Below are 22,293 nucleotides of genomic sequence, written 5' to 3'. Positions count from 1 at the left end.
ATGATTCTCTTTTTAATATGGAGGATTCTTTATAAAACTTATATCCATTCATCATAAGATTAGAAATATAAATAGATTTTATAGGAAATAAAAGATTATTCTTCAAAATATCAATAGTTTCTATAATTTATACTATAATTATATTATTTTAGAAAAATTATGTAAAAAGTCAAAATTTACATATACCTCAATTAAACTTGCAAAAAAGTAGGTAAATTTGTACAAGTAGATGCTTAAAACTTGAAAATATGCACTTTGCCATATATTCTAGAAACACATATAATTGATTTAGTTAAGAGAGAAAGTGGCAAATATGAAAAATAATTTAGAAACAGTATTAAGGTACATAGAAGGTTATAAAAATAGGTCTTTATAAATTACTTTGATAATTCTTGTCATATTACTTTGTAGGTATTGCTACTATCTTAAGAAGCGTTTAGTAATTAGATTTAGATAGAATAAAGTAATCTCGGAAGTTATCATGTAAACTTAAATATAAGAATTTGTTGCTTAAGTGAATATTGCTTATAATCATATAAGCTACTATAACTAAAATAAATTATTATGTTAAATTTTGTTGTAATCTTAAAATTTAAGAGGGAGGTTTTTATGAAAATAAAATCTGTCATAATAGCATCAATGATGTTTTTAATGGTATTACTTGTATCATGTCAAAGTACTAAAAATATGGAAAAAGCCACATCAGACATAGAAGTTAAAATATTAGGGACAACTGACTTACATTCAATGGTAACAGATTCTCTAGTTTCATATGTAAAAGAAGAAAGAGAAAAGAACAAGAATCTACTTATGGTAGATGCAGGAGATTTCTTTGATATGAAAAGTGACGAAATGGAAGAGTGGTTTACTGGACAAAAATTGGTTAGAATTAAAGATGGTATGCCAGAGTACAAAAAAATAGCTGAGCCACGTGAAGGTGAAGTTCCTTTAGCTAAAGAAATGGCAAAGCTGAAATATGATGCAGTTACATTTGGAAATCATGAATTTATTTCTAATGATAAGCAAAGTCTTGACAAACTGGTTTCTGATTTTGAAAATAATAACATACCATTAGTGTCAGCAAATATATATAAACAATCTGGAGAAAAATATGTAAAGCCATACATAATGAAAAGTGTAAAGACTGACAAGGGAGACGTAAAAGTTGGAATACTAGGTCTAACTATAAATGAGGTAGGTGAAGGCTCAGAATCTAAAAATTTTGAAGAAGATAAAAAAGCTAGAGAACTTGGGGAACAAGAGGATTATAAGGGAAAATTATATGCAAATGATTTAGTAGAAGATGCTAAAAAATGGGTAAAAGTGATGGAAAAAGAGAAGCCTGATATAATAATTGCCACTGTACATTCAGGTGAAGAACCTAAAAATCCTAAAAACCCAGGAAATAGAGTAAAAGAATTAGCAACTACTGTAGATGGTATAGATGCTATCGTAGCAGGGCATACTCATGAAAAAATAGAACAACATACTTATAAAAATAACTCTGGTGAGGAAGTCATTGTCACACAACCTGGTCCACATGCAGATAGTGTGTCAGAGATTAATTTTAAGTTAGATAAGAAGAATGGTAAGTGGGAGATAAAGGATAAGTCTAGCAAATTAAACTTAATTGATAAAGATGTAAATATAATTGCTACAGCAGATTTACATTCACACTTCTCTGATAAATTAACAACTAGTCTTCTTAAGGAGCGAAATAATCTGATTGAACCTGTTGTAGTAGATGCAGGTGACTTTTTAGACCCTCAAACAGATGAAATGACTAAGTGGTATAAAGAGTGGAAAAATATAAGAGATAACAATACTGGAAAACCAATTGGGAAGTGTCCAATGGTTAAATCTATGAGTCAGGGTAGGTATGATGCAGTAGTATTTGGAAATCATGAGTTTGTATCCGAAAAAGATGAGTTTTGGTCAGATAAACGTCTTGTAGATGCTGTTATAAAGGATTTTGAGCAGGTGAATATTCCTGTAGTATCAGCAAATATATATGAGCAATCTGGTGAAAATTATGTAAAGCCATACATTATAAAAGATTTAAAGACAAAAGAAGGAAACTTAAAAGTAGGAGTATTAGGGCTTACTATAAAAGAAGTAGGGAAAGGTCTTAAAAATGTAAATTTACAAGAGCAATTTCAATACAAAGATAAATTGTACGCAAATGATTTAGTGGAAGAAGCAAAGAAATGGGTAAAAGTGATGGAAAAAGAAAAACCAGATATAATAGTTGCAGTAGTGCACTCAGGGGAAGAACCTAAAAACCCAAAACATCCTGGAAATAGAGTAAAGGAACTAGCAACTACAGTAGATGGAATTGATGCGATTGTAGCTAGTCATACTCATGAAAAAATAGATGAACATGACTATAAAAATAAAGCTGGAGATAAAGTTATAGTGACGCAACCAGGTGAACATGGTAAATACTATTCTAAAATTACTTTTAAAGTAAATAAAGAAAAAGGTTCATGGGTTATTAATGATAAGTCTAGTAAAACAGTAGCAGTTGAATAATTTTATAAAACTTATAGATACAGTAAAGTAGCTAATACTAGTAGTATGGATAAGATGAGTAGATAAGAGTATTTAAATGTGGTAAATATATGTGAGTATACTAGTAGAAATCTTAATTGATAATCTTAGTTTACTAGAGTAGGTTTTGTTTTACGAATAAAAAATATTGAGAACTATATGTAGATTTCATTAAAAAGGAATTTACATATAGTTCTTTTAGTATAATAAATAGTACAAACTTATATAGTAAAGATAAAGCATGGTATTAAATTTTATTATCATCCAAAATCTAAGGGGGAGGCTTTTATGAAAATAAAATTTATTATAGTGGCATCAATAATATTTTTAATAGTATTACTCACAGGATGTCAAAGTACTAAAGATACAGAAATTAATGTACTTGCTACAAGTGATTTACATTCAATTATTCCAGATAATTTGGTATCTTATGTGGAGGAAGAAAGAAAATATGATGAGAATCTACTCATGGTAGATGCAGGAGATTTTTTTGATATGCAAAGTGGTGAAATGAATAAGTGGTTTACTGGACAAAAACTGGTAAGATTTAAAGATGGAATACCAGAGTATAAAAAAATAGCTGAACCACGTGAAGGAGAGGTTCCCTTAGCTAAAGAAATGGCAAAACTAAAATATGATGCAGTTACATTTGGAAATCATGAATTTGTTTCTAATGATAAACAAAGCCTTGATAAACTGGTTTCTGATTTTGAAAATAATAACATACCATTAGTGTCGGCAAATGTATATAAACAATCTGGAGAAAACTATGTAAAACCATATGTAATGAAAAGTGTACAGACTGATAAGGGAGATGTAAAGGTTGGAATACTGGGTCTGACTATAAAGGAAGTAGGTGAGCGCTCAAGATTTAAAAATTTTGAGGAAGATAAAAAAGCTAGAGAACTTGGAGAACAAGAACAATATAAAGGAGAGCTCTATGCAAATGATTTAGTAGAAGATGCTAAAAAGTGGGTAAAAGTTATGGAAAAGGAGAAACCAGATGTAATAATTGCGATAGTGCATTCAGGTGAAGAACCTAAAAATCCTAAAAACCCAGGAAATAAAATAAAGGAATTAGCAACTACTGTAGATGGTATAGATGCTATTGTAGCAGGGCATACACATGAAAAAATAGAACAGCATACATATAAAAATAAGTCGGGTGAAGAAGTAATAGTAACACAACCTGGAGCTCATGGTAATAGTATATCAAAGATTAATTTTAAGTTGGATAAGAAGAATGATAAGTGGTATATAAAAGATAAGTACAGTGAGTTAAAAATATTTGGAAAGGAAGTAAATATAATCACAACATCTGGTCTACATCAAAATTTTTCAGATGAAATGGCAGTCAGTCTGTTTAATGAAAGAGATAGGGATGTTCAACCTATATTTATTGATACTGGGGATTTTCTGGATACCAATGCAAAGGAAATGACTAAGTGGTCTAAAGAGTGGCAATACAATTCAAAGAAAGGTATCCATAAAAAAATAAATGAATGGCCAATTGTATACCTTGGTTATGATGCTGTAGTACTTGGTAGCCATGAGCTTACATCGGATAAAAAGAATTTTAAAGAAAAAAAATCTATCTTAGATTCTATTATAGAAAATTTTGAGGAAATGAAGATACCAGTTTTGTCAGCTAATATATACAATGAGTCTGGAGACAATTATGTAAAACCATATATAATGCATAAAGTGGAAACTAGGGAGGGGAGTATAAAGGTTGGAGTATTGGGTCTTACCGTAGACAAAGATAAAAAAGATTCTAGTGATTTAAATTCAGAAAAAGATTCAAAAACTTTAAATACTCCTGAAAAAACAGAAGAGTTGTATACCAACAATTTAGTAAAAGATGCAGAAGAATGGATAAGAGTTATGCAAAAGGAAAATCCAGATGTAATCGTTGCAGTTGTTCATTCAGATAATAATATGGCACTGAAAAATCCAAGTAGCGAAATAAAAAAACTTGCAATGTCAGTAGACGGAATAGATGCTATTGTGGTAGGTCATACGAAAAATAAGATAGAAGAACATAGTTATAAGAATGAGTTTGGAGATAAGGTCATAGTAACACAATCTGGAGAAGATTGTTATTCGAAAATAAGCCTTGAATTAAGAAAAGAAAATGGTAAATGGAATGTCATCAATAAATATAGTAAGTCAATAAAAATGAAGTAGGTAATAATGAAGTAAGGTAATAATATATATTGAAATAAAAGAGAAGAACCTTTATATAAGGCTCTTCTTTTTTATTTACAAGCAATTAAAATTGTCTATAAAGAATCGAATATATTTTTCTTTTACGTTTTTTTGATATGCAATACCGTATTCGATGATAGCTTGTTCAATGATTGGTCGAATAACAAAGCCATCATTTTCTATTGGAATACAATGTTCAGGCAATATTGCTATACCATACCCACAATTTGCAAGAAGGATACCTGCTTGGTCATTTTCACATACAATATTAAAGTGGCTTTGAGAATGTAATGCTATCTTTTCCTGCAATATATTTCCATGTTGAAATGGTATAAATTTAGGATTTAATATAATCAAGCAATTTGTCTTTAAATCATCAAAAGTTAGACTATCTTTCTCAGCGAGTGTGGATTGTGATGACATAATAGCATAATTTTTAGCATCCTTTAATTTTTTAAAAGAACACTCTTTCATATCTCTAATCATTTCTCTTGTTGAGAGCATAATGTCTAAATGTTTATTATTGAATAAATTTTTAAGCTTAAAATAATCCTCCATAAAGATTAAAGGGTATACCTGTGGGAAGACGATTCGTAAGTCTGACAATACATTTTTTAATTTATTGAGTTCAGCATGACTAGAACATCCAATACGCAAAAAAGAAGTGTTCTGAGAAGTAGCTTTTGATATCCTTTTCTGTGATACTTCTATTTTGTTGAGTATATCTTTGGCATCACTATAAAACATAGTTCCGATTTCTGTCAGTCTAACCATTTTTGAATTTCGTATAAATAATTTTGCTCCTAATTCTTCTTCTAGATTTTTGATATGGTGAGTAACTGTAGGAGTAGATAAAAAAAGTTCTTCTGCAGCTTTTGTAAAATTTAACTTGTCAGCAACACATACGAAACATTCTAATTGTTGAGTATTCATAGAGCACCTTCCTTCCATATCAAAAGTATAATTGTAAGATAATATAATTTCAATATAACATTAGATTTTATCTAATGTTATTGCGTTTTTTGAAATTCTCATTCAAAAGATATAATGATAAAATTCTAAATATTAGGCATCTAAGTATATCCATTTCTATACGAAATAAAGAAAAGTTAAGTAAGAAAATTATAGATAATTGAAGTTGTCTGATAAAACCTAGAATAAGTTAACATCTTAAAATTTATTTAGAAAAGGAGATAGAGTATGATTAAAAAATTAGCTCGTTCTATTAAAGAGTATAAAACTGCTTCCATACTAACATCAGTGTTTGTTATATTGGAAGTTTTGATGGAAATTTTGATTCCTCTAATTATGGCACAAATGATTGATGTAGGAATCAGTGGAAACAATACACAGACGCTAGTACTACTTGGCACTATTTTGATTGTTTGTGTACTTTTAGGATTATGTTTTGGAATTCTGTCTGGAAGCTTTTGTGCTACTGCATCTGCTGGGTTTGCACAAAATTTAAGAAAGGATATGTATTACAAAATACAAGGCTATTCTTTTGCTAATATTGATAAGTTTTCAAGTTCAAGTATTGTAACAAGATTAACCACAGATGTTACAAATGTTCAAAATGCGTATATGATGATTATTCGTGTGGCTGTGCGTGCTCCACTTATGCTTGTATTTTCACTGGTTGCAGCATTTATGGTTAATACAAGTTTATCATTTATATTTTTGATTGCAGTTCCAATTCTTGGAGTGGGTTTATATCTCATTGTAAACTGTTCCCATCCTTATTTTGAAAGAGTGTTCAATATTTATGATGATTTAAATGGTGTTGTGCAAGAGAATCTCACAGGTATACGAGTAGTTAAATCTTTTGTAAGAGAGAAATTTGAAATCAAGAAGTTTAAGAGTATCTCAGAAAAAATATACAAGACGTTTGGAAAAGCTGAAGAAATTGTTGCATATAATATGCCATTAATGCAGTTCTCCATATATTGCTGTACACTACTGCTTTGTTGGTTTGGTTCAAAGATGATAGTTTCAAGCAATGCAACCACAATGACTACAGGGGAACTTTCAAGTTTAATTGCATATGCCATGAACATTCTTAATTGTCTTATGATGTTATCTATGGTTATGGTTATGATTAATATGGCAAGAGCTTCTTCTGAACGAATTATAGAAATAGTAGATGAAGAAAGTTCCTTAAAAAACGGCGATAATCCTGTATATCATATGGAAAATGGAGATATAAGTTTTGATAATGTGTCATTCAGTTATGTAGATGATAAAGAAAAAGAATGTCTAAAAAATATTTCATTTCATATAGAGACTGGTTCAACATTGGGGATTATAGGTGGAACTGGAAGTGGAAAAAGCTCGTTGGTTCAGTTAATACCACGACTTTATGATGTTACAGAGGGAAAAATTACAATAGGAGGTGTAAATGTAAAAGATTATGATTTATTTACACTTCGTAATGAAGTAGCAATGGTTCTCCAAAAAAATGAGTTATTTTCTGGAACAATTAAAGAAAATCTACTTTGGGGAAATAAACATGCTAGTGAAGAAGAAATAATACATGCGTGTAAATTGGCACAGGCAAGTCCTTTTATTGATACATTTCCAGATAAATACGACACTTATATTGAACAGGGAGGTACAAATGTCTCTGGTGGTCAAAAGCAAAGACTGTGTATTGCAAGAGCCTTGCTAAAAAAACCAAAGATTTTAATACTGGATGATTCTACAAGTGCAGTAGATACAAAAACTGATTCGATGATTAGAAAGTCGTTCAGTGAGGAGATACCAGATACTACAAAAATTATAATTGCACAACGTATTTCTTCAGTGGAAAATGCTGATTATATTATCGTTATGGAAGGCGGTAAAATCAATGGATATGGTACACATGAGGAATTGCTGAAAACAAATGTAATCTATAGAGAAATCTATGATTCACAAACGAAGGGAGATGATAAGTAATGGAAATAAAAGTATTCAGTGTATGGAAACGACTTCTATCTTACATTGTAGGACGACATAAAGTTTTGTTTAGTACAGTTGTTGTATGTATTCTTTTCAGCTCTTGTACAGTTGTTATAAGTTCTTTGTTTTTGCAAACATTGATTGATGACTATATAACTCCACTTTTACTTGAAGAGAATCCATCATTTAGTGGATTATTATATACAATTGTTTTAATGGCATGTATTTATGTCTTAGGAGTTGTTGCAACATTTCTCTATAATAGAATTATGGTAAAAATTTCTCAAGGAACGTTGAAAGAGATTAGAGATGACATGTTTGTACATATGCAAAAACTTCCTATTCGTTATTTTGATACTCATACACATGGAGATGTTATGAGCCATTATACCAATGATACAGACACATTGCGTCAGTTTATTTCACAGGCATTACCACAATTTATTTCGGCTATTATTACAGTAGTTGTTATATTGATTTCTATGTTTATAAGTAATGTACCTCTGACAATTCTAGTTTTAATAGTAACAGTCATTATGAGTATAGCTACTAAAAAAATTGGTGGTGCAAGTGCAAAATACTTTATAAAGCAACAAGAAACTTTAGGAAACATTACAGGTTATATTGAAGAAATGATAAATGGTCAAAAAGTAATTAAAGTATTCTGCCATGAAGAAGATGCAAAACAGCAATTTGATAAGAAGAATAGAGATTTATGTTTAGATTCTACACAAGCAAATAAATATGGTAACATACTTATGCCAACTGTTATGCAACTTGGTAATTTGCAATATGTGTTAATTGCTCTTTTGGGAGGTCTTATGGCACTGCATAATGTAGGCTCTATTACAGTTGGAATGATTGTGGCTTTCTTAAACTTGTCAAAGACATTTTGTATGCCTGTATCACAGATTGCGCAACAGATTAGTATGATGGCTATGGCATTGGCAGGTGCAGAACGTATATTTGAATTAATTGATGAAGAACCTGAACAAGATAATGGATATGTTACACTAGTACATGCTAGATTTAATAATAGTGAAGCAATAGAAACAACTGACAATACAGGGGTGTGGGCATGGAAACATCCTCATCATGATGGTACAATAACATACACTCCTTTAAAAGGAAATATTCAGTTCTCTGATGTAGATTTTGGATATACAGAAAAGAAATTAGTGCTACAAAACATAGTATTGGAAGCAACAGCAGGAGAAAAAATAGCATTTGTCGGTGCAACTGGAGCTGGAAAAACTACCATCACAAATTTGATTAACCGTTTTTATGATTTGGCAGATGGAAAAATTCGATATGATGGTATTAACATCAATAAAATTAAAAAGACAGATTTACGCCATTCATTGGGGGTTGTATTACAAGATGTCAACCTGTTTACAGGTACAATTATGGATAATATAAGATATGGTAAAATGGATGCTACAGATAAAGAGTGCATTGAGGCATCTAAATTATCAAATGCACATGATTTTATTACTAGGCTACCAAACGGATATCAGACTATATTGACACAAAATGGTGCTAGTCTTTCACAAGGTCAACGACAATTAATCTCGATTGCCCGTGCAGCAGTTGCAAATCCACCAGTAATGATTCTTGATGAAGCTACATCTTCTATTGATACACGTACAGAAGTGTTGGTACAGCAAGGTATGGATAATCTTATGAAGGGTAGAACTGTTTTTGTAATAGCACATAGGTTGTCTACTGTTAGAAACTCAGATTCAATTATAGTTCTTGAGCAGGGTCGTATAATAGAAAGAGGTACTCATGATGATTTAATAAATCAAAAAGGCGTTTATTATAGTCTTTATACAGGGGCATTTGAGTTGGAATAGATTATAGGTTGTAAATTTTTTTTAAGATATAGGCAAAGCAAGGTACTTTAAGTCATAACATGAGTACTTTGCTTTTTTATCTTTTTTGTTTTGTTGGAGTTATTTGTTCATTTTTAGCTTTTGTTACATTGTTTTTATATGTAGTAGAAGAGTAGAATTGGAATTTAATCTGCAAATCTATGCTACCTTAGTATTACATATTGCACATATTGTATGATTTGCAAGTCTTTACTACTATTTATTTCTAAATAATTTATCTCAATTACAAATTTAATCAAGAATATGTGATGATATTTTGTGTGTTGTAACACATTTTATAATGGATGTTGTGCTAAATGGAGAACGATGAAAGTGTTATACATAAATATAGTACGATGCATATTTATAAAAATATCAAAACATTTTAAGGCATTTAATGATAAAATAGTTATAGAAAATGATAAATTTAAATTGTATGAGTCTAAATTTGTTTATATTAAAAATATAGAAGCAAATAAATAGAGTGGAGGAGATAAATTGTCTTATATATATGAACCTAAAAACGATATCGAAAGAAAATTAGTAGAAGAATATGATAAACTAAATAAGAAAAAATATGAGAAGATGTATTGCAATATGGAAGATTATCAAATAGCTAAAGAAATATTAAATGAAGATTTATTTATAAGAGTTTGTATTAAAGATAGAAGATTAAAATATAAAGTAATGTGTATCAGTTTGGCTATTGTTGGTATATTCATATGTTTATTTCTGAGCTTTAGTATTTATAATGCTTCTAACATATCCTCGAAATATTTATTTTCTTTTGGAATACTATTGCTCGCTATTTTATTAAATTCAAAATTAAGAGAAATCGGATTTAAATATAAACAACATAATTTAATTGATTTTAGTGCACTAAAGGTACTGGATGACATGAAAAAGAATACTAAATGTGTAGAAATAGAAAATGATGTATTTTAATGATTGAAACAGTTAAATTAAGAAGATTAAAACAATGAGTTATCTGAATATGATATATACTATATCACCTTTAGATAACTCATTTTTAATTAATTATGCATGATTTGAATTGCTCTTGATTTATTTGGTTCTCTTTTATATAACCTTTAGCCTCTAGTTTATTTAAGTTTTCATCAAATACAACATCTACCTTATTAAAAGAATAATACCACAAACAACCAACCCTATATTATAAACAGTATGTAATAGTGCTTTATCATTTCCGAGAACACTCATAACTTGTGTTAAATGATTATACCCTTTAAACCATCAAGCCCTTTTAAAATTTTGATAGCTAATTCTTTCATTACAATAATTCTTCATCAATCGTTTTCTTTGTTTTTATTGATTATCTCATACATAAAATAAAACAAATATATGGAATTACCATTCATAAAGAAGTAATTATTTTTTTACAGAACACTTAATTATGATGGAATATTTAATATTTTTAGATTTATTATCATAGAAAGTTCAAAATAAGATACATCTCGTTTTATATGCTAAGAGTATTTGCAAATATCTTGTATATAAGTAGTTTTGGACTAGTTAATTCTAGTAATCTTAGAATTACAAATTATTTATATATAATCAATTTATAAACAAAATATAATCAATTTATAAACGAATTGACTACTTTTAAGAGGTTTTCTCATAGTACTATAAGATAACAGGAATTGTGTTATTACAAAAAGAGAAAACCTATCAACTTATTTATGAATGCAATGTTCAATCCGTTTATTCAATATCTTAATTATTGAAATCCAAGATATTTCATTATAACGATTGTCTCAAATATCATAAAAATATACTTACTTGCTCTAGTTATAGTAAAAATACACTTATTCCTGTAGATACAAATAATTTAAATTTTAAAAAGGGGAATTAATTATGGCAATTGAAACTAAAACTCCAGACTGGGTTAATGTGCTGGAACTAAACAACAACATAGACATTACTGGAAAAGAAGATGTAAGTGATATGATACAAGAGATTGTTTCTGATGAATCACTAAAAGATTCTGTTATATACTTTCCAAATGGGGACTACTTATTTGAAAAAGGTATTAAAGTTAGCCAACAAATAACACTTCAAGGAAATTCTTATTATGGAGGGGATGTTCCAAAGCAAGTAGAAGGTAAAGAACAACCATCTCTTGTAGGAGCAACAAATTTTATAACTCGAGGAGTTTCTAATATAAGCATTATTACATTGACAGAAACAAATCAAACAATCAAAAATATTAACTTTTATTATGATAATAGAGAAATAGAAGGTCAATTACCTGAAAATGTATCTGCTATAACAGAAGGAGAAAGAGTACAAGGTCTATCACATTTTGAGCATTTATATATTTCTGGCTTTTCAAAAACAGGAATAGAAGTCCCATTTTACGCTACTGCAAATGATATAACTGTTACGTCATGTGGTCTTGGTATAAAACTTGGAGAGAAATCCATGATTTCTAGTAGTAAGATTCATAGATGTAAAAACGGAATGGAAATTACGACTGGTGTCAGTGTAAACAACGTAAAAATAGAAGACATTCAAGAAATAGGTATTAATAATAAGGGGCTTGGTTTCAATCTTATGATGAACCTTTCAGTTGATAATTGTGGATACTGTGGATTTAAGTTTGACAAGATGGCTCATAGCCGAGTAAATGCAAGATTTACTAAGTGTGCTCAATATTATAAAAATGTTGACTATGATACTTACAAAAATATTACAGATAGAAAAGAAGATGCTTATTCAATATTTTATGGAGACTCTTTAGAAAACTGTAATATTGTATTACTGAATAATAATGTTGATACTCTAGAAAATGGTTTAGAGCGCAAGATACATGTAATCAAAGCAAATGAGACAACTAATGTAATGCTAGAATGTGATGCTGAGTCAGATAGTTTTGTACAATGTGCAAAAGGTAACTTATTATTGGAAAATGGTAGAAATACTTATAAGTTTTATGATGGTGAACTTTGTTCTGTAGGTGGCGTTCAGATTTCTGATACAAATCAGGGTGATTTACTTAAGATAAGTGACAATACACTTAGTATAAAACATGGTGTACAGGACTTAATAGTTCCTAGATTAAGAAAGAATACTGTCATATCATCAATATTAGATTCTGAAGAAGAAATAAGTAAATTACACAGTGGAACATGGGAGCAAATAGGTGTAAAAACACTTGCTGGTAATCCTATGTACTATTATAAAAAAATAGAAGAATAATTCTAAAATTAGGAGGTAGTGAATTATGGGAGAACCGATAATAATTAAAGAAACAGATGGGTGGATTAATGTTTTAGATTATGGAGTTTGTAATACTGAAAAAGAAAATGTAAGTTATAGAGTGCAAGAAATCATAAATGCTGCACCAGAAGATTCCATTATATATTTTCCAAGAGGGAAATACCTATTTACAAGTGGTATAGAGATTAATAAGCGCTTAACACTATGTGGAGATACCTATTTTAGGTCGAATAATCCAAATCATAAAGATTTTTATTCAGGAGCGACACAATTTTCTGGTAAATTTGATGAAAAAGAGATAGAAAATGGGACAATGGAAAGTTTCATAATAATAACAGTAAAGGGAGTAAAGCATTGTATTAAAAGTATTTCTTTTCAATCAAATAACTGTAATACCAATAGTTATAGTGCGCCTCCTGCAAATGGTAAACCAGGATTTCATCATGAAATAACATTCAAAAGCGAACACAAAGGGAAATGTATATCAGCAATTATATGTGAAAATGCACCAGAAGGGTCTGGTCACTATGAAAATGTAGATTTTGGTGGTTTTGGTGAAATTGCACTTAAAATGTCTAATAATTCTACAGTAAATGATATTACTGTTTTTTCATGTAATCATGGTATTAGTGCAGGGGAAAATTCGATAATTACTAATGGAAAGACTTGGGGATGTGATTATGGAATGGAAATTTCTACTGGAACATTTATCAATGGTATGAGAGTTGAAGAAGTAGGTAAGATTGCTATTAACAATGTTGGTAAGGGCTCAAACTTTATTACAAATATCACAATTGACCAATGTGGCTATTGTGGATTCAAATTTGATTCAATATCTAATACCCAAATATTAGGTAATGTCTCAAGATGTGGGCAATATTATTTTAATTTTAGCTATGATGACTACTTAAAGTTAGATGAAAAGGTTGAGGAAGCATATTATTTATTATATGGAAATTCAATAGAAGCAAGTAATATAACAATACCAAATGATAATACAGACAATTGGGAAGATAAAGGAAAAGAAAATCACACTGTATATCTCATAAAGGCATTTGAAACCAAAAATGTATTATTAAGATGCACTATAGATGCTACTGATATGGTTCTTGAGTCAGAAAAAGGAAATTTAATATACAATAACAAAGGACAAACAGTTATATTCCATGATGGTGAGATTAGTAGCATCAATGGGATTGGTGTATCTGAAGAGGATTATGGTGATAAAATCAAGATAAAAAAGGGTGATATGTATATAAATAGCAATAATAAAGAGCTTAAAATGTATAGTCCACAGATAGGCGATATCCTAACAACAACAAAAGTAACAAGTGATGAAGTTGCTAGTTCTTATGGTGGAGAATGGGAAAAAATTGGTAAAAAGGTAGAGTTTGAAAATACGGTTCATTATCATAAAATGATAGATAAATAAGCAAATTTATTAAGCTCAACGAGGTAGTTTTCTAAAATTCTAGTTTTAATGAGTTTAATATAGTCGAACTGATAGCTAAAAAAATCATGTAACATCGAAAGTGAATAAGAAAGGAATAGATGATATTATGGAAGAATTTAAGTATGCAAAATGGATTAATGTATTAGAAAGAGAGCCTGATATTAAAAACGACGGCTCAGAAGATGTAGGACTTCTTATACAAAAGATTATTAATGAAACAGATTTTTGTGTTTTATATTTTCCAAAAGGTAAATATTTATTTAAAACTGGTATTACTATTAATAAAGAAATTACATTACTAGGAGATTCTGATTCATCAACATCTGCTACACAATTTATAACAAGTGGAATCCCTAACATGAGTATTATTACATTAGTAAAAAGAAAACAATGTATTAAAAATATAAGTTTTTATTCTGACAGCTGTGAGATACTTGTTCACGATGAACCCCCAACAAAAGGAAATCCACATTATCATTATGAAATGCTCATTAAGAAAAATGATAATGGTGAAGACTTAGAGTGTGTATCAGCGATTACAACTGATGGTCTAAGGGATAATACTAGAGGTCTTGGTCATTATGAAAATCTTCATATAAGTGGTTTCTCAGGTATAGGAATTCAGATACCATATTATGCAATTTCAAATGACATTACAGTTTCTTCTTGTGGATTAGGTGTTGATGCAGGTATTGATGCAATTATCTCTAACAGTAGAATATATAAATGTAAAAATGGAATGAGAATTATGACTGGTACTAGCATAAATAATGTAAATATTGAAAAAATACAAGAAGTTGGTCTAGAAAGTAGTCAAATTGAGAATCTTGAAGGATATGGTAGTTATAAAATCAATAATATTACAATCGATCAATGTGGTCATTGTGGCTTTTTATTTGATTCAATAAGAGATACTTGTATATCTGGAATTATAAGAAGATGTGGTCAACGTTATTATAACACTGATTATGATACTTATTTAAAAATAAAAGATAAAGATGAAAAAGCATATTCTCTGTTTAGTGGAAATTATTTTACTAATTGCCATATTAATTTAGTTAGTGATAATAAAGATAACTGGGATGATGAATTAGAATATGAGCACAAAGTTTATGTATTTGAAATTCTTCAAATACCAAATGCTACATTGAAATGTAATATAGATGCCGAGGATTATATAATAAAAGCAGACAATGGAGGTGGAAATTTAAGATTACAAAATAACTTTAATGATTATATATTTATTGATTCCTCTAAACCAGAAATTGTCAATGGAATTAGCACAATGCAACACCATGAAAACGGAAATTTATTACTATTGAATGGAGGTACATTGAGATTTGGAGATGTTAATAAGAAAAAGGGCATATTTAAATCTCAGGCTGGCTTGATTGTTAAATCAACAGATTCAGATATTTCTCAGATAAAATCTACCTATGGAGAAAAATGGGCGAATATTGGCTCTGAGCGTATTGGAAAAGAAACTGTATATTATTATAAATACACTTCTTAAAATATATTATAAATAACATAAAGAAATGAATCCTTATAATGGGATTCATTTCTTTATTAAAATATTTTATGATAAATTTTTAATATATATCAAGCATTTTCAAATACTTCTCATTAACTTTATATACATCCTTTTCTCTTGATAAAAGTTCTATCTCTTCAAGATTATTAAACACTTCCATCAACTGGTCAACTAACTCGATTTCCTTTATTCCAGCCTTTAAGTATCTACTTTTATTCTTTTTAATATAGTTTTCTAATGTCATAGAATAGTTATCTTTATTACAAACATATTTTAATATATGTTCTTCTGTTGCTGATAGAGTTATGTCATTTTCAAATAATTCCTCTTTTAGTATACTCTCTAAAGACTTTCTATCATGCATATCACGCATTTCATTGATAGATTGTATTATAGACTTGAGCATAAACTCTATAAATACAGTTAAATTATATCCCTTATTCTCTACATCTAGTATAGCCTTATAATACTTAGTTCTGTTTTTAGATATCATATATGATATTGAAAATTCTTTAAAAGTATCATATCCTTTATTAATTAAATATAGATAGGATAAGGCTCTTGATGTTCTTCCATTACCATCACTAAAAGGGTGAACATATACAAAATAGAAATGAATTATTGCACTCTTTACTAAATCATTTACTTTACCATTTTCCATAAAAGTTATTAATTCATCTATAAAGTCATATATTTTCAAAGGATCAAGTCCTGTATGTATAATCTCACCTTTTGAATTACATACATATACTTTTTCAGTTCTGTACTCATATTCTTCTGAATCTAAGCAGTTTTCGCCCAATATATGATGTAAATTATATATAAATTTGTGACTATATAACTTATCTAAATTATATAATCCATATTCTAAGGCTCTATGATTATTGTAAATCATATACTCACTTTTATTACTTGGTTTCATCTTTCCTCTAATTATAGATTTTGCAATCTTTCTAGTTGAAAAAGCACCTTCAATTACACTAGAATAATAAGACTCTAAGGCTAAATCATTTTTGTTTTCTATAGTTCTAAATATCTTGTTTGATGTTAATTTATCTATTTCATTTATTAAATTTAATATGTTTTCAGTTTCATGATAGTATAGTTCTTTATTATCAAAACTATTTAGAGTAAGTAAAATTTTATTTCCAATAGAGTATTTGTTATTGTATTCTTCTATTGTCAGTTTAATCACCACCTTAGATTATCTATTAATATTAGCGAAAAGTATTATTTTTCACACTATTTTACGTATTTATTCCTCGATTTAAAAAACTAAATCAATTTTTCTTGTGAACCCATGAGCATTTATTTCTATGGGAATAAATCCAATATAACGATAACCTTTTTTTGCATATTCTTCGATAATTGTGCGATGTTCTTTCATTACACCAGTTACAAGAAATTGAGATTCATAGCTTAAAGTAACATATTCATACTTTTTCATTTTTATTATCTCCTTGAGTTAAATTTATATTTATATATATCATACATTTAGTTTCAAACAAAAGCAATAAAATGGTCAACTGACTACTCAATAGCACTTTTGCAATAAGTATTTATATAACTCTTGAATAGAGCAAGTTTAATTTGCAAAATATAAGTCTAAATATATAAACTTAATAGAAAAGGAGACAAATTATGAGTCAGAAGAACATTGCAATTGTAACTGGTGCGAATAGTGGGTTTGGCAAAGAATTTCTGAAATTATTAGTAAATGAAAAAGAAATAACAGAAATATGGGCAATTGCAAGAAACAAAGAGCGATTAAATCAATTAATAGATGAATTTGGAAGTAAGATAAAAATTTTTTCGAAAGATTTGTCAAAACTAGAAGAAGTAAAAGAACTTGGTACCTTTTTAGATAAAGAAGATATATGTATAAAGTACCTTGTAAATAATGCAGGCTTTGCAAAATTCTGTTCATATAATGATTTGAGTATAGACGAATCTATTAATATGATTGATTTAAATATTACTGCTGTTGTAGCAATGGGTCTTGTATGTATCCCATATATGAAAAGGGGTAGCCATATTATAAATGTTTCTTCTCAAGCATCATTCCAGCCATTACCATATCAAAATATTTATAGTTCAACTAAAGCATTCGTAAGAAATTATACAAGAGCATTAAATGTTGAGCTTAAGGATAAAGGCATAAATGCAATTGCTGTATGTCCAGGGTGGATGAGTACAAATCTATTTGAAAGAGGGATAGTTAAGGCTGAAAAAGGAACAAAAAAATTCTCAGGTATAGTAACTCCAGATGTTGTTGCCATAAAAGCTTTGAAAGATGCAAAGAAAAATAAAGATATTTCTGTGTATGGCATCAATACAAAGTTAAGTCATGTACTAGCAAAACTATTACCACAAAAGATGGTGATGAAGGTTTGGTTAAAACAACAACATATCAAGGCATAATAGGTTTGTTTTTGTTAATCCCAATTAAAATATAAGATAGATTTATATCTTTTTAACTGGAAAGCACACCTCTGTTACCCAATTATCAGGATTATTGTCCTTATCAGGACCTATATGATAAATATTAAACATAGGACCATCCATTTCATAATTATTGTCTGATATCCAATTACCAATAGCCTCACAAGTATCTGTAAGTTGATTGAAATTTCCTTTAACTATAGCAGTTGCAGCAGTCACGCTTGGGACAGTCTTAAATCTAACATGTTCAGTATCCTTATATTTTCCAGATACAGCAACCTGTACTTCAACATCTACATAATCTTCTTGATATCCTGTATCATAAAAGACTGCCTTAGAATGATTGGGATATTCAAGTTGGATATTTTGTTCTTTTGTCTCTAAAAACGACTGATGCCATAATAGTCCTTCATCTTTATAAGTTGATATAACTTTTCTAAGAGTCATCATATATTTTTGGGAAAAATTCTTTATAGTTACATCATAATTGTCCATATTATCATTACCTCCAATTCTTTTAATAGTATTTTCTATTTTAAGTATCTTTCTCTGTATATCTTCTAATTGTTCTTTTACTTGTGAGTGATGGATATTTAGGTATTTTATTAGGCTTTCTTTATCGTTGTATTCTGTCAAAATTTCTTTTATAGAATACAAGCTAAATCCCATATCTTTTAGTGCATGGATTCGATTTGTAGTTGAAAGTTGGTCTACACTATAGTATCTATATCCATTAGATTTATTTGTATGGCTTGGTGTTAAAAGTCCAATTTCATCATAATGACGTAGCATACGAATGCTAATTTTACTTAGTTTTGAAAAATCGCCTATCTTAAACATGCTTGTGCCTCCTTTATAAAGATGTTTGTGTCTTACTATTAATATAAACTATGTCATAGTGTTAGAGTCAATTAAAATTTTATTGACATATATTAAAAAAAATATTATACTGAACATGTTCAGAACTAAAAATGTTGGTTGTTTTGGAGGTCTACTATGAAAAGTAATGATAAGGATGCAAGAGAACGTATAATTGAAGTTACATTGAATATTTTGGATGAAGTAGATGATATTGATAAGGTTACAGTTCGACAAATCGCTGAACGTGCAAATGTAGGGGTTGGTCTAATAAATTATCATTTTAAAACGAAGGACAATTTGTTGAGCATTGCAATAGGGGAGGTAATGTCAAATGCTATAGAAGAGTTATATGATGACAATGTATATACTCTAAAACCTATTGAAGATTTGAAAAGTTTATTAAAGAAACTGTGTGATATTGGATTGCATTATGAAAAGATGCTTACCTTTATGTTGAATCAATGTATATCTAATGGTGATATGCAAGCAGAACTTTCTATTGTACCTATGCTTCGTAAAATTTTTGGAAGTGAAAAAGATGAGATGAGTTTGAGAACTATTGCTTTACAAATTATTTCGCCAATACAGATTGCTGCTTTATCACCAGAGTCATTTCAATTGTATAGTGGTATAGATGTAAAGAATAAACATCAGCGAGATAGCTTTATTGATATTTTAGTAGAAAATATTATTAGAGGGAATGGTGATGTAAAATGAAAATTATAACTATTGGTTCAAGTATTATTACTGCTTTACTTTTTTTTTCAACAATGATTTGTGGATTTTGGATTAAGAATAATAAGGTGACCGATGCAAGTTCTATTAAATTTCATATGAATAGTGCTATTATTACAGGTGCATTTTTAGTGATTTCAATAGTTCTTTTAATTATGTATGTAAAAAAATAATACAATCAATAAAAATAAATAATACAATCAATCATTATTAATAGATAAAACATCAGAAAATCTAAAGTCTAGAGAGATTGGAGTTTCTGATGTTTTATCAGTTTATTTTATTACACTGTAATTAGATGTTTAGTGTTAATTATTAAATAGTAATTGTATGGTCAGTATTAATGAATATCAAAATGAATATCAAAATGAGTATTGTAAATTTAGTATTGTAAATTTAGTATTATAAATTTAGTAGTTCAGATTAAGAAGCATTTTTTAGTTCAAGTGGATTATCTATGCCAAAATAATCATATAAAGTAGAACTTATTTCTTCTAAATTTCCATTTTGGAAGGGTAATTGTAAGTTTACTTTTTCTACTACATCTTTAAAACCAGCATCTGTATTTTGATTTAAAAAATCCATATACACATTAACTGCTTTTCTATAATCATCTTGTGACAATTGCCATATTTGAAGTGATATATCAGATGCAAGACCATAACTCAAGTAATAAAAAGGAACTTGGAAGTTATGAGATACAAGTATCCAAAAAGGAGCATTCTTTTCTTTAAGTACATTATTTGCCACTCCATATTCTTCTTCTAAGTCAAAAAATAATTTATTTATATCATTTAAGCTCATATATGGATTTTTGTATATAATCTCTTGAAATTCATCATAAAGACAAGCATCAATAATAGTATTTAGAACAATCGATAAATGTTCTTTTTTTATAGCCTCAGATTTCTTACCAAAAAAGTCATCAAAATACTTGTAAAACAAAATCTCTAAAGATGTTGAATGGACTTCGCATATATCTATACTTGGTTGTATTTTGTTATTTAGATTAATGCTATTGTAATAGTTATAAAAATGACCAAACTCATGAGCAAAGCTAGTAACGCCCAAAAAAGAATTGTCCCATGTATTGAATAAAAAAGGTGCATTGTACTTATTTATATAAGTAGTGTATCCTCCAGGCGATTTATTCTTTCCAGAAGAATAATCATATAAGTCATATTTTTTCATATAGCTAAAACTCTCTTTTAATTTTGGAGATATGTCTTCAAGTACATTGTCAAATTTCCTAAATGAACGATTTTTATATACCTTAGTATATATAGAAGAATCAGAAGGTACTGATGAAATCTCTCTATATAGTGGAACTATGTACTCTTTAACGTCTTTTCTAAATTTTTTTGCTTCTTCTTGAGAATAATCTTTATTTAAGTTCATATAAGCATAATCTATATAATTCTTAAATCCTAACTTGCTTGCTATCTCAGTTCTCGTCTGAACAAGCTCTAAAAATATATTGCCAAATATAGGGTTGTATTTTTTTAAGTAATCTGAATAAATCTTTACATATTCTTCAGGTCTAAGATTTGGTGTTGATAAAGCCTCTTCAAAGTCTGTCTCTATACCATCTATTGGTACTGTAGACTTAGATAAAAGGTCTTCATATTTTACAACTAAGTCTTGCTCTTTTTTAAGTAGACTTTCAACTTCTTTAGAATTAAGTTTTCCAATGTTTTTTAAATAATTAAATGTGTCTTTCCCAAGCTCCTTTTCTAGTTCTTTAGAAAACTTAGAAGTTACAAATATATCCTGGAAATCTTTGTATGCCATGTCAACATCTACTGATTTACTCATAAGATATTTATATTCTTTAGAGTAAAATTCATCTGATGAATCTATATTGTTTCTAATTTTTGCTATAGTAAGTGTACTGTAAAAATCCTGATAAATCTTATCAACATCTTTAAATAAATTTAATTGTTCTTTAGCAGTCTTAGATGTTAAAAGTTTGTCGTTATATGTGTTAATATTTTCGCAAATTGACTTTATATCTGGACGATTATATTCCATTTTTTCAAAGGGAATAGTTCCTCTAACTAAATCTTTTTTTGAGTTATTAGTATAATTTCTTATGTATGATGCAAATATAATAAAAACTGCAATTAAAATTAGAGAAACAAATATTTTCTTCTTGGATTTAATCATAAAAATCCTCCAATCATGGATATAGTTATTAGTTATTTTACTATATTAAATATAAAAAATGCATGTTAAGAAAATTTAACATAAAAATATATACAAGCTTATAAATAATATAAAAAATTTAACTTCAAAAAAGTATATGAAATTTATATTAATAAAATGATAAATAAATCATGTCTCTTATATACATTTGTCTCTTCTGACGATCTCACGCGTGTCCACCTCTGGGCCACACGTCTACTGACAAAAACATAACAAATAATCTAGTTACATACTGCTAACAATACAAATCA

16 protein-coding genes are annotated in these 22,293 nt (G+C 28.7%); 11 read left to right on the top strand and 5 right to left on the bottom strand.

Annotated features, from left to right (window positions below; all coding sequences use genetic code 11):
- Positions 1–609 precede the first annotated feature (609 nt).
- Positions 610–2,532, top strand: a complete 1,923-nt coding sequence (locus tag KGF38_RS18890) for a metallophosphoesterase (protein WP_074179154.1) — start codon at positions 610–612, stop codon at positions 2,530–2,532.
- A gap of 306 nt (positions 2,533–2,838) precedes the next feature.
- The gene (locus KGF38_RS18885) at positions 2,839–4,737 is read left to right on the top strand and encodes a metallophosphoesterase (RefSeq protein WP_074179155.1); all 1,899 of its coding nucleotides are present in this window, start codon (positions 2,839–2,841) and stop codon (positions 4,735–4,737) included.
- 75 nt (positions 4,738–4,812) lie between these two features.
- On the opposite strand, the gene KGF38_RS18880 is transcribed toward KGF38_RS18885, so the two are convergent.
- Positions 4,813–5,709: a LysR family transcriptional regulator gene (locus KGF38_RS18880; protein WP_216858790.1), complete on the bottom strand. Its 897-nt coding sequence runs from the start codon at positions 5,707–5,709 to the stop codon at positions 4,813–4,815.
- Positions 5,710–5,958: 249 nt separating this feature from the next.
- Here KGF38_RS18880 and KGF38_RS18875 point away from each other — a divergent pair, with 249 nt between their 5' ends.
- From KGF38_RS18875 to KGF38_RS18850, 6 genes are all read left to right on the top strand, one after another.
- On the top strand, positions 5,959–7,695 hold the full coding sequence (locus KGF38_RS18875) for an ABC transporter ATP-binding protein (protein ID WP_074179156.1): 1,737 nt from the start codon (positions 5,959–5,961) through the stop codon (positions 7,693–7,695).
- Positions 7,695–9,554 (top strand): ABC transporter ATP-binding protein, encoded by a 1,860-nt coding sequence (locus KGF38_RS18870; protein WP_074179157.1) that lies wholly within the window; start codon positions 7,695–7,697, stop codon positions 9,552–9,554. The genes KGF38_RS18875 and KGF38_RS18870 overlap by 1 nt, the downstream gene beginning before the upstream one ends.
- Before the next feature lie 516 nt (positions 9,555–10,070).
- Positions 10,071–10,517, top strand: coding sequence for a hypothetical protein (locus KGF38_RS18865; RefSeq protein WP_054269219.1), 447 nt, complete (start codon positions 10,071–10,073; stop codon positions 10,515–10,517).
- A 930-nt stretch (positions 10,518–11,447) separates the two neighbouring features.
- Complete coding sequence (locus tag KGF38_RS18860) at positions 11,448–12,791, top strand: glycosyl hydrolase family 28-related protein (protein WP_074179158.1); 1,344 nt, start codon at positions 11,448–11,450, stop codon at positions 12,789–12,791.
- Positions 12,792–12,816: 25 nt separating this feature from the next.
- The gene (locus tag KGF38_RS18855) at positions 12,817–14,244 is read left to right on the top strand and encodes a glycoside hydrolase family 55 protein (RefSeq protein WP_074179159.1); all 1,428 of its coding nucleotides are present in this window, start codon (positions 12,817–12,819) and stop codon (positions 14,242–14,244) included.
- A gap of 100 nt (positions 14,245–14,344) precedes the next feature.
- Positions 14,345–15,778, top strand: coding sequence for a glycoside hydrolase family 55 protein (locus KGF38_RS18850; protein WP_227832630.1), 1,434 nt, complete (start codon positions 14,345–14,347; stop codon positions 15,776–15,778).
- Between the two features lie 79 nt (positions 15,779–15,857).
- Here the strand turns inward: KGF38_RS18850 and KGF38_RS18845 are convergent, their stop codons facing one another.
- Together KGF38_RS18845 and KGF38_RS18840 are read right to left on the bottom strand one after the other, a co-directional pair.
- Positions 15,858–16,994 (bottom strand): Fic family protein, encoded by a 1,137-nt coding sequence (locus KGF38_RS18845; RefSeq protein WP_227832629.1) that lies wholly within the window; start codon positions 16,992–16,994, stop codon positions 15,858–15,860.
- A 72-nt stretch (positions 16,995–17,066) separates the two neighbouring features.
- Entirely contained in the window at positions 17,067–17,246 is a 180-nt protein-coding gene (locus KGF38_RS18840) for a DUF4177 domain-containing protein (protein WP_074179162.1), read from the bottom strand.
- A 194-nt stretch (positions 17,247–17,440) separates the two neighbouring features.
- On the opposite strand from KGF38_RS18840, the gene KGF38_RS18835 reads away from it, so the two are divergent.
- Positions 17,441–18,220, top strand: coding sequence for an SDR family NAD(P)-dependent oxidoreductase (locus KGF38_RS18835; protein WP_074179163.1), 780 nt, complete (start codon positions 17,441–17,443; stop codon positions 18,218–18,220).
- A 42-nt stretch (positions 18,221–18,262) separates the two neighbouring features.
- Here the strand turns inward: KGF38_RS18835 and KGF38_RS18830 are convergent, their stop codons facing one another.
- Positions 18,263–19,081 (bottom strand): MerR family transcriptional regulator, encoded by an 819-nt coding sequence (locus tag KGF38_RS18830; RefSeq protein ID WP_227832628.1) that lies wholly within the window; start codon positions 19,079–19,081, stop codon positions 18,263–18,265.
- A gap of 156 nt (positions 19,082–19,237) precedes the next feature.
- Here KGF38_RS18830 and KGF38_RS18825 point away from each other — a divergent pair, with 156 nt between their 5' ends.
- Both KGF38_RS18825 and KGF38_RS18820 read left to right on the top strand, forming a co-directional pair.
- Positions 19,238–19,819, top strand: coding sequence for a TetR/AcrR family transcriptional regulator (locus KGF38_RS18825; protein WP_227832627.1), 582 nt, complete (start codon positions 19,238–19,240; stop codon positions 19,817–19,819).
- Positions 19,816–20,010 (top strand): hypothetical protein, encoded by a 195-nt coding sequence (locus KGF38_RS18820; RefSeq protein ID WP_227832626.1) that lies wholly within the window; start codon positions 19,816–19,818, stop codon positions 20,008–20,010. Before KGF38_RS18825 ends, KGF38_RS18820 begins: the two co-directional genes overlap by 4 nt.
- A gap of 250 nt (positions 20,011–20,260) precedes the next feature.
- On the opposite strand, the gene KGF38_RS18815 is transcribed toward KGF38_RS18820, so the two are convergent.
- Entirely contained in the window at positions 20,261–22,003 is a 1,743-nt protein-coding gene (locus tag KGF38_RS18815; protein WP_074179166.1) for a peptidase M3, read from the bottom strand.
- Between the last annotated feature and the right edge of the window lie 290 nt (positions 22,004–22,293).

Origin of the sequence: Clostridioides sp. ZZV14-6387, assembly GCF_020657835.1 — a bacterium.
Lineage (GTDB): Bacteria > Bacillota > Clostridia > Peptostreptococcales > Peptostreptococcaceae > Clostridioides > Clostridioides difficile_A.
The sequence above is the reverse complement of the archived record's forward strand: the minus strand, read 5'-3'. Positions and strand labels throughout refer to the sequence as shown.

Bases quoted from the DNA above. Each gene is read 5' to 3' on its own strand.
- KGF38_RS18815 (WP_074179166.1), bottom strand. From the start codon at position 22,003: ATGATTAAATCCAAGAAGAAAATATTTGTTTCTCTAATTTTAATTGCA.
- KGF38_RS18855 (WP_074179159.1), top strand. From the start codon at position 12,817: ATGGGAGAACCGATAATAATTAAAGAAACAGATGGGTGGATTAATGTT.
- KGF38_RS18890 (WP_074179154.1), top strand. From the start codon at position 610: ATGAAAATAAAATCTGTCATAATAGCATCAATGATGTTTTTAATGGTA.
- KGF38_RS18885 (WP_074179155.1), top strand. From the start codon at position 2,839: ATGAAAATAAAATTTATTATAGTGGCATCAATAATATTTTTAATAGTA.
- KGF38_RS18820 (WP_227832626.1), top strand. From the start codon at position 19,816: ATGAAAATTATAACTATTGGTTCAAGTATTATTACTGCTTTACTTTTT.
- KGF38_RS18875 (WP_074179156.1), top strand. From the start codon at position 5,959: ATGATTAAAAAATTAGCTCGTTCTATTAAAGAGTATAAAACTGCTTCC.
- KGF38_RS18825 (WP_227832627.1), top strand. From the start codon at position 19,238: ATGAAAAGTAATGATAAGGATGCAAGAGAACGTATAATTGAAGTTACA.
- KGF38_RS18880 (WP_216858790.1), bottom strand. From the start codon at position 5,709: ATGGAAGGAAGGTGCTCTATGAATACTCAACAATTAGAATGTTTCGTA.
- KGF38_RS18830 (WP_227832628.1), bottom strand. From the start codon at position 19,081: ATGTTTAAGATAGGCGATTTTTCAAAACTAAGTAAAATTAGCATTCGT.
- KGF38_RS18840 (WP_074179162.1), bottom strand. From the start codon at position 17,246: ATGAAAAAGTATGAATATGTTACTTTAAGCTATGAATCTCAATTTCTT.
- KGF38_RS18870 (WP_074179157.1), top strand. From the start codon at position 7,695: ATGGAAATAAAAGTATTCAGTGTATGGAAACGACTTCTATCTTACATT.
- KGF38_RS18835 (WP_074179163.1), top strand. From the start codon at position 17,441: ATGAGTCAGAAGAACATTGCAATTGTAACTGGTGCGAATAGTGGGTTT.
- KGF38_RS18860 (WP_074179158.1), top strand. From the start codon at position 11,448: ATGGCAATTGAAACTAAAACTCCAGACTGGGTTAATGTGCTGGAACTA.